The sequence below is a fragment of the Brevundimonas sp. Bb-A genome (assembly GCF_009394735.1).
GTDB lineage: Bacteria > Pseudomonadota > Alphaproteobacteria > Caulobacterales > Caulobacteraceae > Brevundimonas > Brevundimonas aurantiaca.
The window spans coordinates 2082264-2095569 of sequence record NZ_CP045456.1 but is presented as its reverse complement, the minus strand read 5'-3'; the positions used below and the strand labels follow the sequence as shown (position 1 = coordinate 2095569).

Sequence of the window (13306 nt, the reverse complement as noted above, 5' to 3'; positions counted from 1 at the left end):
GAGAGGCTGCAAGCGCGGCCGTACTGGAAACTAGGGTCGCAATGCCGCAACAGCGAGGCAAAACCAAGCCGAGATCATCAGCAGACCGCCGATTGGAGCCACCATTCCCATGGTCGACAGGCTGAGCACGCCAAGAAGGGCCAGGGCGAGCCCGAACACCAGCCCGCCCGCCGCGCCCAGCCATCCGGCGAGCCGCGCCAGCCGCCCGCCTCCGGTCCAGACAGCGCAGGCCAGGGCGAAGACGGCATGGGTCAGTTGATAGGCCGCGCCGGTCGACAGCAGCGTCCGGACCTGCGGCGCCGCGCCATGAGCGGCGAAGGCGCCGAGCGCCACGGCCATGGCGCCGTTGAACGCGGCGAAGACGATCAGATTGCGGTTCACCATCATGGATCGACCCTAGGGCATGATCGTTTCGGGCGGAACCGGGGAGTTATTCCTCTTCAGCCGATCGGCTCTACCGGTTGATCCGCCGAGCGCAAACGTCAGAAGCGCGGCAGAAGCGCCATCTGCCCCGCCATTACAGAGGCGGCGGTCTTCACCGCCTTCTTCACCGCCGCCTCGTCGGCGCCCGGCGGCGCGCGCAGCAGGCCCACGGCCGGCGTATGCGCTTCGTCGGGCAGATCGGCCAAGACCCGATAAAGGAGATAGGAGCCCACATCATCGACAGAGTCCGATGAAGCATCGGCCGCCAAACCGATTTCGTTCAAGGCGCGGACGATATCCGCCACAGGAGCCGTCGTCCGGGCGACGGCGGGGCCGGTGTCGGAGAGGCGGGATTTGCGATCCAGCGCGCGGTTTTCGGCGCGCATCTGCATGCGGAAGCCGCTCCCCTTTGGATTACGTCCGACAAGAAGAACGGCGCGGCAGTCGCCGCTGTCCAGGACGCCCCCGATCATCCGAGCCAGATGATCCGGGTCCTCGGCCGGAATGCGCAGGGTGCGGGCGCCGGCAGGGCTCCAGACCTCGCCCGAAAGATCCTCGACCAGATCCCAGCCGGGCGCGTTCGCCTCATAGGCGCATATGGCGATGCCGGGTCGACGGTCGGATGGCCCCGGCGTTTCGGTCTCAATGATCATGCCGGCCCCGATCCCCACGAATTCCATGAAGTTTCCGTGACGAAGACAGGTGAAGGAAACAGGGGGCCGACGTCAAGCCTCATCCCAGATCGCCGACCGCTGCGTCCAACAACATAAAGGCGCGGCCGCCGTCGGACGCCAGGCGGGTCTGGATGGCCTGAAGATCCCGCATGCGCGCCGCGCTCGCCAATTCCTGGGCGAAGACCCGGACATAGCGTTCCGCGTCTGCGCGGAGTTCGGGGTCGCTCAGCACGCGCCGAGACACGCTGCGAACGGCGGCCGGGGCGACGCGCCGGACGATGTGACGGGCGCCGTCAGGGTCGCCTTCGCCCAGCAGGCGCGCCGCCTCTTCCACGCGCGAGCGCGGCAACAGGGCGTTGGGATCGACACCCATGCGGCGGATGGCGGCCGAGACGCGGTCCGACAGGGCCGCCGTGTCCGGCGCGGCGGCCGTCGGGGTGTCCAGGTCCAGCGGCGGCGCTTCCGGGCCGCCCGCGACCAGTTCGGCCCAGCCCAGGCCGGCGCCGGGCGACTTGGCCTTGTCCGGCTCGGTCGGCGCCAGACGCAGCCGGCCCCGCAGGCCGAAGCCCTTGTCCTCTTCGCGCTCCGGCGGCGAGGCGGGCAGGCGAGACGAAGGCCGGGGCTCCGGCTCAAAATCAGGGTCTCGGCGGCGGCCGGCCGGGGCGTCCCCGGAGACAACGCCCATCAGGCGCACCGCCTCCGTCAACATGTCGTAGTTTCGGCGAACCCTTTCCTGGAAGCCGACATCCAGCGCCTCGGTGTCCTCGGCCGCCTTGCGCGAGGCGGCGGCCAGGGCGTTCAGCCCTTCTTCCACACTGGCGCGAACGGCGTCGACGCGCGCGCGCGCCTGTTCGGGCAGGCGGGCGGCCCTTTCATCGACATCCGCTACGGCCGTGTCGATCTCGGAGAGGGCGGCGTTGAGGCGATCGATCAGGCTTTCCAGCCGCTGGACCATCCGTTCGCCCGCCTGTTCCAGCAGGCCGGAGGTTTCACCGACGATGCGTCGGGCGTCTTCGATCCGGGCATCAGCGGCTTGGTCGGCCTTCTGCGCGGCCTCGAACAGGGCTTCGCCAAGGCGGTCGGCGCGCAGCCGGGCCTGTTCGGAGGCGTCGGCGGCGGCGGCGCGGGAATCCTCGGCCGTGGCGCGCATCTGCTCCAGGGCGCGGCGGGTTTCCTCCATCAGGGTGTCGCGCGCATCGGCGGCCAAGGCTTCGAACCGATCGAGCGAGACCTTTGTGGCGGCGTCGAAGCCGTCCGCCTCGCGCTGAGACATGTCGATGAGAGCGCGGAACTGATCGCCGGCGGCTTCCAGAATTTCCCGCAAGGCCTGGATCGAGACCTCGGAGGTCTGTCCCATTTCGTTATGGGCGGCGCGTGTCGCCGACAGATGTTCGACGAACTGGGCCCGTTGGCTCTCGACCTGGGCGGAGAAGTCCTCCTGATCGGTGCGCAGGGCGTAGGCGGCGGTAACCAGGGCTGCGCGCTGCTGGCTGAGCCCTTCCTCGACCGACTGAATCTGTTCGGCGACCCCCGAGCCCGCATTCTCCAGGCGGATCGTCTGGCGCGCCAAATCATCGGCGGCGACGCGAGCGGCGTCCTGAGCCTCTCCCGCAGCCGCCGCCATGTCGGCGGCTCGGGCGGCCAAGGCGGCTTCCGCCTCGCGAAGCTGGGCTTGAGCCAGGTCGGAGGCGTCGGCGACCATGCGCGACTGGCGCTCGACCGCGTCGAGGACCCCTGCGGCCTGGCTGTCCAGATGAAGGCCCAGGGCCTGCATCTGATCCCGCTCCCGCCCGAGGTTCTCGACCAGGCGTCGGGCCGTGCGGCCGGCGGCTTCCGCCGCCTCGTTCAGACGCTCGGTCTCCTCGGCCAGGGCCTGCCGAAGCAGGGCCATGTCGCTGCGGGCGCGCTCGGCCGCAAGGGCGGCGTGGTCGATGTCGGTCCGAAGCGAGGTCAGGACCTGCCCCGCCTGATCTGCGGCGAAAGCCGTGGGAGCCACCAGCGATTCAGCCATTCTGCGCGCGCGCCGCGTCTCGGCCGCCAGGCCGGCGCCCTGGAGAATGGCGTTGGCCAGGACCAGCGTCAGGCTGGCGGGCGCCAGGGCGAGCAGGGCGTAGACGGCGATCCTGAGCGGATCCAGGTCCGTCCCGCCTGCGCCGACCTCATAGGCCGCCCATGACGCGACCCCTCCGATCCACACGGCCGAGGCCAGGCCGGCGAAGAGATAGGCGTTGCGGCCGCTTGGGGCCGGCGTCGAGCTCCCGGGCGAGGCTGGGACGGGCGGGGAGCGTTCGAAGGGCGCCGGCGGCTGGCCCTGGGCGACCGCCATTTCCAGCGGAGCCGCTGCGGCGTCGGCGATCGTCGGTTCGTCGATGGGAGCCGACGCGGCCTCCGACGCCTGTTGCGAAACCGGCTGGTCTTGATCCGGCGTTCTGATCCGGAAACGGGAGGGGGGACGACGCTGGGAGGCGGGCTCCGGCTCAAACCCGGCAGGCGCGTGATCCGCAATCTGGGCTTCGGCGTTCAGACGCTCCGCCTCTTCTTGGGCGCGCCGCGCCTCTTCCGCCAGCCGACGACGACGACGCTCAGAGATCGGACGTTCCGGCGGTGGCGGCGGCGGAAGAGGCGCCAGCTCGGCCTGTGGCGGACCTTCGCCGCCGGATTCGTCCGCGATAGGGCCGGGTTCCCCGTCAGCGGGCAGGGCGACGTCCGGCGTCTCCTCAGGCAGGACGGCGTCTTCGTTCGTCAGGGTCAGCGGCGGCCGGTTACGGGATTTCATCAGGCGTCGAGCTCGATTCATGCGCAGGCGCGCGAGCACGCGCCGATTCGACCCTAGCGAGTTGAAACCCAAGGTCCAAGTCGAACCAGTTCAACAGGAGTGGACGGTTCGAAATCAGCAGTCCGGCCGGGCGTCTGTCTTGAGCGCGCCGGCGTCGTCCGTGCGGCAGTCCTGGACGCGGTGAACTTCGCGCTTGCCAGTCGCCGGGGCGTGGATGTCCACCCCGAATTGCGAGAGGACGAGGGCGGCCAGCAGGGCGACAAGGCCGGCGATCAGTTCGACCAGCACCTGCATTGAAAACTCCTCCCCACCCGCTCGGCTGCGCACTTATGCGCCTTTTTGGCGAACGTCACAATCCTGCCGCCAAAGATTGACCGCGCCGAGGCTCCATGGAACGGAGACGGCAAGGGTCCCATCGCGGTGTCACGCGAATCGGGCAGGCAGGCGGAATGACCCAAGTCGCTGACGGCTATGAAGGAAGTCTGTTGGGCCCCGGCGCCGGGGTGTGGCGCAGCGCGCCCGCCGGCCGCTTCTCGATTCTGATGGAAAATGAGGCCTATTTCGACGCCCTCTCGTCCGCACTGCAAAAGGCGGAGCGGTCGATCGTCATCCTGGGTTGGCAGTTCGACCCCCGCACCCACCTGGACCCCGAAACCCGGCCCGGTGAGAAACAGCATGAGATCGGCCATCAGCTGCGGATGCTGGTGAAGCGCAAGCCCGAACTCGACGTTCGGCTTCTGATCTGGAAATCACCGCTGCTGATCGCGGCATCCCAAGGCTTTTATCCGCACCGGGCCCAGCGCTGGTTCCGCAAACGTATGGTCGAGTTCCGCATGGACGCGCCGGGCCCGATCGGCGCCTGCCATCATCAGAAGGTGATCGTGATCGATGACCGGGTCGCCTTCTGCGGCGGGGGCGACATCTCGACCGACCGCTGGGACTCAGACGAGCATCTGGACGGGGATCCGCGGCGAGCCCTGCCCAGCGGGCTCATCTGCAAGGCGCGTCACGAGGTGATGTGCGTCATGGACGGCGAAGCGGCGCGCGCCCTAGGCGACCTGGCGCGCGAGCGCTGGTTCCGTGCGACCTGGGAAAGGACTGCGCCGGACGAGGTGGACAACGACCCCTGGCCGGACGGCGTGCCGGTTCAGATGACCAATGTCCCGATCGGCATCGCCCGGACCGAGCCGAAATGGTCAGGCCGTCACGAGGTGCGGGAAAACGAGACCCTGCATCTGGAGTCGATCCGACGCGCCAAACGGCTGATCTATTTGGAGAACCAATATTTCACCTCGCCCGTGATCGCCGCCGCCTTGGCCGAACGGCTGGCGGAGGTGGACGGGCCGGAAGTGGTGGTGGTGTCCACCGGCAAGAGCCCCAGCTGGTTCGACAGCATCACCATGGACACCGCCCGCGCCGAGGTCCTGTACCGGCTGGAGCAGGCGGACCGTTACAACCGCTTCTTCGCCTTTTCCCCCCTGACCAGAAGAGGCGACCGGATCATCGTCCACGCCAAGGTGTCCATCATTGACGATCAGCTGCTGCGGATCGGCTCCACCAATCTGAACAATCGGTCGATGGGGCTGGACACCGAATGCGACGTGGCCGCCGAACCCCGGGACGACGCCGGGCGCGCAGTAATTCGCGCCCACCGCCATCGCACGATCGCGCACTGGATCGGCGTCGCCGCCGAAGAGTTCGCCGCCGTGGAGGGGCTAATGGGGTCCACCGGGGCGGCCATCTGCAGCTTCGAAAGCGAGCGGCTGCGACCGCTGGGCGCCGAACCCCCGACGCCTATCGAGCGCCTTATCGCCGAATGGCAGTTGGGCGACCCCACCTCCACGGGCGACGCCTGGCGGCCGTGGAAACGGCTGAATCGATCCCATCGAACGCGGCCCGCCTCCGAAGGCGGCCTCGCGCCGGGCTGAGGCTCCGCGCAGCGGTTCCGTCCGGAAGGCCCCGGCTCTAAGCCGGATCAGCGTCCGGAACGATGTCGAAGTCGATGATCAGAGGCAGGTGATCCGACGCCACCCTCGCCAAGGGAGAAAAGTCGGATCTTACGCCCGTGACGCGGATCTCGGAGCTGACGAAGCAATGGTCGATTCGGATGGCCGGAAAGCTGGACGGGAAGGTTTTCACCGAGGGCTTCAGATCGAGGCGACGCTGACAGTCGTCGAGACGCCGCGCCAAGGTCTGATAGGGGCGGGTGATCGATGTGGCGTTGAAGTCCCCGGCCAACAGGGCCGGACCCTGACATCCGCCCAGCCAGCCTGACCCCACCAGGGCGGCGGCCTGCAGTCTTTGCTCTCGAGGCACCAGGCCCAGATGGGTGTTCAGAACATTGACGGCCGCGCCGTCGATCATGATCTCGGACCAGAGGGCGCCGCGCGGCTCCAATCCCGGAATGCCGCGGACGGTAGGCAGGGCGTCGGCTCGGATCAACCGCTCGGGGTGGGGGGTCAGGATGGCGTCGCCGTAAAGCTCGGCCTCCACTCGCATGGCGGGGTGAAAGCGCGAGGTCATGGCCAGGCCCTCGGCGATCGCCTCGGCCTGATCCACCTTGCCCGTCCGCAGCCGGCCGACGTCCAGCTCCTGAAGGCAGACGACGTCCGGCTCATGCTGGCCTATGACGGCGACGATGCGATCGACGTCCAGTCGCTTGTCCGTGCCGACACAGCGGTGAACATTATAGGTCAGTAGGCGAGGCATGATTTCCCGGTAAGCGGGGCAGGGACGCAGGATTAGGCATTTTGGGCGCGGATTACGACCGCGGTGCGACGATCACAGCACGATCAGCCGGTCAGAAAGCTCATTGGGGTTGTCTGGGCGGGGTGGAAAATGCGCAGCCAGCACATCGCCGCACTGTCGAACTGCAGCCTCGAAACCGGCCGCAGGCGACCCGGCTTTTAGCCCCCGCACCAGGGCGGCCACGGCGTCGGCCCAAACGCCCGCATCCACCTTCTGAAGGATCAGCTCGTCCGTGATCAGCTCGACCTGATGTTCGGCCAGGGCGGCGAAGATCAAAACGCCGGTCCGTTCGCGCGTGACATGGACGCCGTGGGCGAGGAACTGCTGCAAGGCGGCGGCCCGAACCCGCGTACGCCGGATCGAGCGCGGCGTGACCCAACGCAGCACCGGCGGAATGCGCGTCAGCACGAAGACGAGGGCGAAGAGAAGGACCTGGATCAGGGCATAGACGGCCAAGGTCTGGCCCGCGACCGCTGATGTCGATGCATGCGCAGCCTGCCAGCCGCTCGTCGGCCAACCTTCGGGCCAACTCAGACCGACGCCGAAGGGAATGAACAGGGCCGGGACCGCCAGAGCCGCCAATGCAGCCCAGACCAGGCTGACATCGACATAGGACGAAACGCGCCCCGCCAGGACGCAGAAGATCTCGCCTGAGGTGGCTTGTTCGGCCTTGGCCACCGCATCGGCGATACGGTTCCGATCGTCTTCGGTCAGTCGCATCACCACCCTCCCGAGGCGCCGCCGCCGCCGAACCCGCCGCCGCCGCCCCTGAATCCGCCGAAGCCCCCTCCACCAAAACCCCCGCCGCCGCGTCCGGCGTTCTTCAAGGCCTCGGACGCGGCCCAGATCAGAATGGGCGACACGCCGTCGCGTCGATGGCGACGACCGCCGTTCGCCAGGCTGACGCCGACGATGAAGAGGCCGAAACCGATCAGGGCGATGACAATCAAGGGCACGGCGGGTCCAGCCTCGGCCTCTTCCGTCTGGGCCGCCGCCGCCCGCGCCTCCGCCTCGGCCGGGTCAAGCCGAAGCTGTTCGATCAGGCCGTCCACGCCGTTGACGATCCCGCCCGAATAGTCGCCCTCGCGGAACGCCGGCAGGATTCGGTTGCGAATGAGCTGGGACGAGAAGGCGTCGGTCAAGATCGGCTCCAACCCATAGCCGACCTCGATCCGGACCTTGCGTTCCGTTGGGGCCACGATCAGCAGGGCGCCGTTGTCCTGATCCTTTTGCCCGATCCCCCAGGCGCGCCCCAGTTGATAGCCGTAGTCCTCGATCTCCAGCCCATCCAGACTCGGCACCGTAACCACGACCAGCTGGTCGCTGGACTGAGCCTCCAGCGCCGCCAGCTTTTCCGTAAGGGCCTGCTCCGTCGCCGCGTCCAGAAGATCCGCCTGATCGACGACACGGCCGGAAAGGGGCGGAAAAGCCGGCTCCGCCAAGGCCGCGGACGCGACCGCCAGGGCGATGATCAAGGTCGTGAGAAGGCCCGCCAGACCGGCCGCGACCGTGCGATGTTTCACCAGGGCGAGAAAACCGCTCACGAGGACGTCACTGCGCGGGCGGGGCGGATCCCGGCGTCACCGGCGCCGCCCCGCCGCCCGGGGCAGCGGCCGGCGCTCCGAGGTTGAACTCCACCTTGGGCGCCGACTGGGCTTCGGCCGTCGCGGTGAACAGCTGCATCGGCTGCGAGCCGGAATGGACCGTCTTGGCCCAGATCACATTGGGGAAGGTCCGCAGGGTGGTGTTGTAGTCCCGCACGGCCTCATTGTAGTCGCGGCGGGCGATGGTGATCCGGTTTTCCGTCCCCTCCAGCTGAGACTGCAGGGTCAGGAAGTTCTGGTTGGCCTGGAGCTGGGGATAGGCTTCGACAGAGACCAGAAGGCGCGACAGAGCGCCGGAAAGCTGCCCCTGGGCCTGCTGGTACTGCTGAAAGGCCTGGGGATTGCTGAGGTCAGCGGCCGAGACATTGACCGAAGTCGCGCGGGCGCGGGCGTTGATCACCTCCGTCAAGGTGGTGCGTTCCTGGATCGCCGCGCCCTGAACGGTGGCGACCAGATTGGGCACCAGATCCGCCCGGCGCTGATACTGGGCCTGGACGTCGGCCCAGGCGGCTTCAGCCCGTTCCTGTTTCGTCGGGATCGTATTGTAGCCGCAGGCGGACACCGCCGGAACAGCGACGAGCGTTGCGGCCAAGGCCAGAGCGCGAGCATTGGAACGAGCCATGGTTTCTCCCCTCTCGGCGATCAGCGCCGTGGCGGCGACTATCGCCCCACGGCTGCAACGCTTCAAGCGTCCAATGGCTCCGGTTCGACGCCGATGGAGCGACAGGCGGCCGAATAGGTGTTGGCCAGCAGACAGGCGATGGTCATGGGGCCGACGCCGCCGGGAACTGGGGTGATGCGACCCGCTATCTCCACCGCTTCCCTGAAGGCGACATCGCCGACCACGCGGGTCTTGCCCTCGGCCGCCTTGACCGGATCGGCGGACGGCACGCGATTGATGCCGACGTCGATCACGGTCGCGCCCGGCTTGATCCAGTCGCCCTTGATCATCTCAGGCCGGCCGACGGCGGCCACCAGTATGTCGGCCGTGCGGCAAAGGGCGGCCAGGTCGCGGGTCTTGGAATGGGCCACGGTGACGGTGCAGTTTTCGGCCAGCAGCAGTTGCGCCATCGGCTTGCCCACGATGTTCGACCGGCCCACGATGACGGCGTTCAGACCCGTCAGGTCGCCCAACTGATCCTTCAACAGCATCAGACTGCCCAAGGGGGTGCAGGGGACCATGCCGGGCAGTCCGACCGCCAGCCGTCCCGCATTGACCACATGAAAGCCGTCGACGTCCTTGTCGGGATCAATGGCGTCCAGCACGACCGAGGAGTCGATGTGTTTCGGCAGCGGCAACTGCACCAGAACGCCGTGGATGTCGGCATCGGCGTTCAAGGTCGCGATAAGGGCGAGCAGATCTTCCTGGCTGATCGTGTCGGGCAGGCGGTGGGTGTCGGACCGCATGCCGGCGCGCAGCGTGGTCTCGCCCTTGTTGCGGACGTAGATCTGGCTGGCCGGATCTTCGCCGACGATGACGACGGCCAGGCCCGGCTTCACCCCCTCATTGGCCTCCAGGCGGGCGGCGGCGGCGGCGACCCGGTCCACCAGGGCGGCCGCATAGGCCTTGCCGTCAATCAGTATGGCGTGCGCGGGCTCGGCCGACATGAGAGCTCCTGGGCGAGAAGGGACGGAAAGGGGATGGCGCGATTTACAGCCGTCCCCGTTCTGCGTCTATGATCGGGCGCAAACTCTTGGAGTGTTCTTCATGAAGCCCTCGCTTCTCGCCGCCGCCGGCGCCCTGGCCCTGATCTGGAGCGTCTCGCCCGCCCTGGCGCAGGAGGCTGCGAGCCTGAGGATCGGCGCGACCGTTGACGGCGCCCTGGGGGACGGCGACGCCCGGGGCACCGACGGCGACTATGTCTACGACGACTATCGATTCGCCGCGCGCGCGGGCCAGCGGCTGGAGGCGGTGCTGAGATCCGACTCCTTTGACGCCTATTTGGCCCTTTACGCCGAAGGATCGGACGAGTCCTTGGCGGAAGACGACGACGGTCTGGGTGAGGGCACGGACGCGCGGCTGCGCTTTACGCCCGAAGAGGACGGAACCTATGTGCTGCGGGCGCGGACCCTGTCGGGAACGGACGGCGGGGGCTACAGCCTGTCGCTCCGCGAACGGCCCGCCCCGGCCCGAGCGCCCCGGCCCGCGCGGATCCGACTGGGCGCCGAGGAGGCCGGAGAACTGACCGATCGCGACCCCCAACAGGAGGACGGCGGCTCCTATGACGCCTACAGCTTCCGGGCGGAACAGGGCCAGAGAGTCATCATAACCCTGGACTCCGACGACTTCGATCCCCTGGTGCGGGTCGGGCGAATGGCGGGCGGCGACTTCGTCGAACTGGCTCACAATGACGACGGCCCCGATCAGGGGCTGAACTCCCGCCTCGTCTTCACGGCGCCGACGGCGGGCGACTATGTGATCCGCGCCACGGCCGTGCAGGACGGAACCGGCGCCTATACGATCGGACTGGCGCCCGCCCCTGACGCCCCGCCGGCGAAACCCCTCGCGATCGGCGATAAGGTCGAGGGCGAACTGAATGCCGACACGGGGGCCAATGACGACGGTCAACGCGCCCAGCTGTATCGCTTCAGCGCTGAGGCGGGTCAGCGGGTCGCCATTGAACTGTCGTCAAAGGATTTCGACACCTATCTGGTCCTGCGAAACGGTGTTGATGGCAGTGTGATCGCCCAGGACGACGACGGCGCAGGCGTGGGTACGAATTCGCGCCTGACGGCGACCCTCGATACGGCGGGAGACTATGTGGTCGAGGCGCGGGCCTTCAGCGGCGACGGAGAGGGACGATTCACCTTGACCGTCAGCGAAGTCGCGCCCCCGCCGCCGCCGACGCCGATACAGTTCGGCGACACGGTCGAAGGCGAGATCAAGACCGAAGATCCCCAGTCGGATGGCGGCAAACACTATCACGCCTACGCCTTCTCCGGCGCGGAGGGACAGCGTATCCAGGCGATCCTTCGATCCGGCGACTTCGACGCCTATCTGGAGGTTGGGGCCGCCGAAGGCGATTTCACCGCCTTGGCCAGCGACGACGACGGCCTGGCCCAGGGTACGGATTCGCGGCTGAACTTCACCCTGCCGAAGACCGGCGACTACGTCATCCGGGTCATGCCCCTGTCGGCGGAAGAGGACGGGCTCTACGCCCTCGAACTGACCGAGCGCGGCCCGGAGCCGGAACCCGGCAGCATCCTGGTCGGCGCCACGGCGCGCGGAACCCTGAGTTCCACCGACGCCATGACCGAAGAGGGCGCCTATTACGACGCCTATCGCTTCCAGGCCAAGAAGGACGAGAAGCTGCGCATCACCCTGGTCTCGAACGCCTTTGACGCCTTCCTGGATCTGGGCGAAGGCGGCGAAGCCTTCACCAGTCTGGCGACGGACGATGACGGGCTGTCGGACACCCACGCCAAGCTGGAATGGACCGCGCCGGAAGACGGCTGGTACGTCGTGCGCGCCCGGGCCCTGGCCCCCAATGAGACCGGCGCCTATGCGCTGGCGGTGGAGCGCCAGCCCTGATCAGGGGCTGGCTCCGTCTCAGGCGGAGGGCAGCAGGTCGAGGGCGAAGGGGCGGTACCGCCCCGCCCGCACCCCGTCGGTCGCGCGGGCGATGTCGGGCGCGAAATAGTGGTCGCTGGCGTAGGGGGCGGCGGCTTCGCGGACGAGGGCGTAGACCCGTTCCAAGTCCTGGGAACTGGTCAGAGGACGGTGGAACTCCAACCCCTGGGCCGCCGCCAGCAGTTCGATCGCGACCACAGTGGCGGCGTTCTCCGCCATGTCCAGCAGGCGTCGCGCGCCATGGGTCGCCATGCTGACGTGGTCTTCCTGGTTGGCGCTGGTCGGCACGGTGTCGACGCTGCACGGGTGGGCCATCATCCGGTTTTCGGCCACAAGGGCCGCAGCCGTCACCTGGGCGATCATGAAGCCGGAGTTCAGCCCGCTTTCACGAACCAGGAAGGCCGGCAGTTCGCTCATCTTCGGATCGACCAGAATGGCCGTTCGCCGCTCGGAGACATTGCCGATCTCGCACAGGGCCATTGCGATCTGGTCCGCTGCAAAAGCAACGGGTTCAGCGTGGAAGTTGCCGCCTGAAATCACATCCCCGTCGTCAATGAAGACCAGGGGGTTGTCAGTCACTGCATTGGCCTCGCGTTCGAGGGCGTCGGCCGCCGTGGTCAGGACGTCAAGCACGGCGCCCATGATCTGGGGCTGACAACGCAGGGAGTAGGGATCCTGAACCTTGGCGCAGTCGTCTCTATGGCTGTCGCGTATGGCCGAGCCCTGCATCAGCGCTCTCAGCCGGCTCGCGACGGCGATCTGGCCCGGCTGGCCGCGCAGGGCGTGGATTCGTGGATCGAATGGGGCGTCTGACCCCTTCAGGGCGTCGACGGACAAGGCACCGGCCGCGATCCCTGCGGCAAACACCGCCTCTGCGGCGAACAGACCCGCCAAGGCCAGGGCGGTCGAGCATTGGGTGCCGTTCAGAAGCGCCAGGCCTTCCTTCGGCCCCAGAACCAGCGGCTCCAACCCGATCTTGGCCAGGGCCGCCTGGGCGTCCAGAACCGCGCCGCCCTGACGAGCCTCGCCGACGCCGATCAGTACGCTGCTCATATGGGCGAGGGGCGCAAGGTCGCCCGAGGCGCCCACCGATCCCTTGGATGGGATACAGGGCAGGATGTCGGCCTCGACCAGGGCGATAAGGGCCTCCAGCGTCTGACGGCGAACGCCCGATGCGCCGCGGGCCAGGCTGGCGATCTTCAGCACCATCATCAGCCGCGTCACTGGGTCGGGCAGGAGAGGGCCGACGCCGCAGGCATGGCTCAGCACCAGATTGCGTTGCAGGGTCTCAAGATCTTGAGGCGCGATGGAGGTGTTGGCCAGGAGACCGAAGCCGGTGTTGATCCCATAGACCGTTCGCCCTTCAGCGACGATGGCGGCCACCGTCTCGGCGCCGCGCCCGACGTCGGACCAAGCCTGGGGCGTCAGGGCTACCGTCACCGGCCCCTCCAGGACGGCGCGCAACTGGGGCAAGGTCAGGCGCGCAGCGCCGATGATCAGTTCTGTCATG

At 68.0% G+C, this 13306-nt stretch carries 12 protein-coding genes; 2 read left to right on the top strand and 10 right to left on the bottom strand.

Translation table 11 applies throughout. From position 1 onward, the window contains the following. Window positions 1-30: 30 nt before the first annotated feature. The 4 genes from BSP_RS10305 to BSP_RS10290 form a co-directional block, all read right to left on the bottom strand. Window positions 31-387: a DUF423 domain-containing protein gene (locus BSP_RS10305; RefSeq protein ID WP_007445956.1), complete on the bottom strand. Its 357-nt coding sequence runs from the start codon at window positions 385-387 to the stop codon at window positions 31-33. A gap of 95 nt (window positions 388-482) precedes the next feature. Continuing rightward, entirely contained in the window at window positions 483-1103 is a 621-nt protein-coding gene (locus BSP_RS10300; RefSeq protein ID WP_227975923.1) for a hypothetical protein, read from the bottom strand. Between the two features lie 52 nt (window positions 1104-1155). Next, a complete protein-coding gene (locus BSP_RS10295) occupies window positions 1156-3873 on the bottom strand; it encodes a tipN (RefSeq protein WP_227975922.1) in 2718 nt (905 codons plus the stop codon). 114 nt (window positions 3874-3987) lie between these two features. Continuing rightward, window positions 3988-4167 (bottom strand): hypothetical protein, encoded by a 180-nt coding sequence (locus BSP_RS10290; protein ID WP_054765804.1) that lies wholly within the window; start codon window positions 4165-4167, stop codon window positions 3988-3990. A gap of 155 nt (window positions 4168-4322) precedes the next feature. On the opposite strand from BSP_RS10290, the gene BSP_RS10285 reads away from it, so the two are divergent. Next, the gene (locus BSP_RS10285) at window positions 4323-5801 is read left to right on the top strand and encodes a phospholipase D-like domain-containing protein (RefSeq protein WP_054765803.1); all 1479 of its coding nucleotides are present in this window, start codon (window positions 4323-4325) and stop codon (window positions 5799-5801) included. A gap of 37 nt (window positions 5802-5838) precedes the next feature. On the opposite strand, the gene BSP_RS10280 is transcribed toward BSP_RS10285, so the two are convergent. The 5 genes from BSP_RS10280 to folD all read right to left on the bottom strand — a co-directional run bounded on the left by BSP_RS10280 (window position 5839) and on the right by folD (window position 9833). Next, the gene (locus tag BSP_RS10280; protein WP_054765802.1) at window positions 5839-6582 is read right to left on the bottom strand and encodes an endonuclease/exonuclease/phosphatase family protein; all 744 of its coding nucleotides are present in this window, start codon (window positions 6580-6582) and stop codon (window positions 5839-5841) included. A 72-nt stretch (window positions 6583-6654) separates the two neighbouring features. Beyond that, a complete protein-coding gene (locus tag BSP_RS10275) occupies window positions 6655-7341 on the bottom strand; it encodes a TPM domain-containing protein (protein ID WP_227975921.1) in 687 nt (228 codons plus the stop codon). Beyond that, window positions 7341-8165: a YgcG family protein gene (locus BSP_RS10270; RefSeq protein WP_082382696.1), complete on the bottom strand. Its 825-nt coding sequence runs from the start codon at window positions 8163-8165 to the stop codon at window positions 7341-7343. Before BSP_RS10270 ends, BSP_RS10275 begins: the two co-directional genes overlap by 1 nt. Before the next feature lie 7 nt (window positions 8166-8172). Then, entirely contained in the window at window positions 8173-8847 is a 675-nt protein-coding gene (locus BSP_RS10265; protein WP_054765800.1) for a LemA family protein, read from the bottom strand. Between the two features lie 62 nt (window positions 8848-8909). After that, complete coding sequence (folD, locus tag BSP_RS10260; RefSeq protein WP_054765799.1) at window positions 8910-9833, bottom strand: bifunctional methylenetetrahydrofolate dehydrogenase/methenyltetrahydrofolate cyclohydrolase FolD; 924 nt, start codon at window positions 9831-9833, stop codon at window positions 8910-8912. Window positions 9834-9933: 100 nt separating this feature from the next. Here folD and BSP_RS10255 point away from each other — a divergent pair, with 100 nt between their 5' ends. After that, entirely contained in the window at window positions 9934-11757 is a 1824-nt protein-coding gene (locus BSP_RS10255) for a PPC domain-containing protein (RefSeq protein WP_054765798.1), read from the top strand. An 18-nt stretch (window positions 11758-11775) separates the two neighbouring features. Here BSP_RS10255 and hutH read toward each other — a convergent pair whose 3' ends face one another. After that, entirely contained in the window at window positions 11776-13305 is a 1530-nt protein-coding gene (gene hutH, locus BSP_RS10250; protein ID WP_054765797.1) for a histidine ammonia-lyase, read from the bottom strand. Window position 13306: the final 1 nt, after the last annotated feature.

Coding starts and splice junctions, on each gene's coding strand:
- BSP_RS10285 (WP_054765803.1), top strand. CDS start 4,323: ATGACCCAAGTCGCTGACGGCTATGAAGGAAGTCTGTTGGGCCCCGGC.
- BSP_RS10295 (WP_227975922.1), bottom strand. CDS start 3,873: ATGAAATCCCGTAACCGGCCGCCGCTGACCCTGACGAACGAAGACGCC.
- BSP_RS10305 (WP_007445956.1), bottom strand. CDS start 387: ATGATGGTGAACCGCAATCTGATCGTCTTCGCCGCGTTCAACGGCGCC.
- BSP_RS10275 (WP_227975921.1), bottom strand. CDS start 7,341: ATGCGACTGACCGAAGACGATCGGAACCGTATCGCCGATGCGGTGGCC.
- BSP_RS10255 (WP_054765798.1), top strand. CDS start 9,934: ATGAAGCCCTCGCTTCTCGCCGCCGCCGGCGCCCTGGCCCTGATCTGG.
- BSP_RS10280 (WP_054765802.1), bottom strand. CDS start 6,582: ATGCCTCGCCTACTGACCTATAATGTTCACCGCTGTGTCGGCACGGAC.
- BSP_RS10290 (WP_054765804.1), bottom strand. CDS start 4,167: ATGCAGGTGCTGGTCGAACTGATCGCCGGCCTTGTCGCCCTGCTGGCC.
- folD (WP_054765799.1), bottom strand. CDS start 9,833: ATGTCGGCCGAGCCCGCGCACGCCATACTGATTGACGGCAAGGCCTAT.
- BSP_RS10300 (WP_227975923.1), bottom strand. CDS start 1,103: ATGGAATTCGTGGGGATCGGGGCCGGCATGATCATTGAGACCGAAACG.
- BSP_RS10265 (WP_054765800.1), bottom strand. CDS start 8,847: ATGGCTCGTTCCAATGCTCGCGCTCTGGCCTTGGCCGCAACGCTCGTC.
- hutH (WP_054765797.1), bottom strand. CDS start 13,305: ATGACAGAACTGATCATCGGCGCTGCGCGCCTGACCTTGCCCCAGTTG.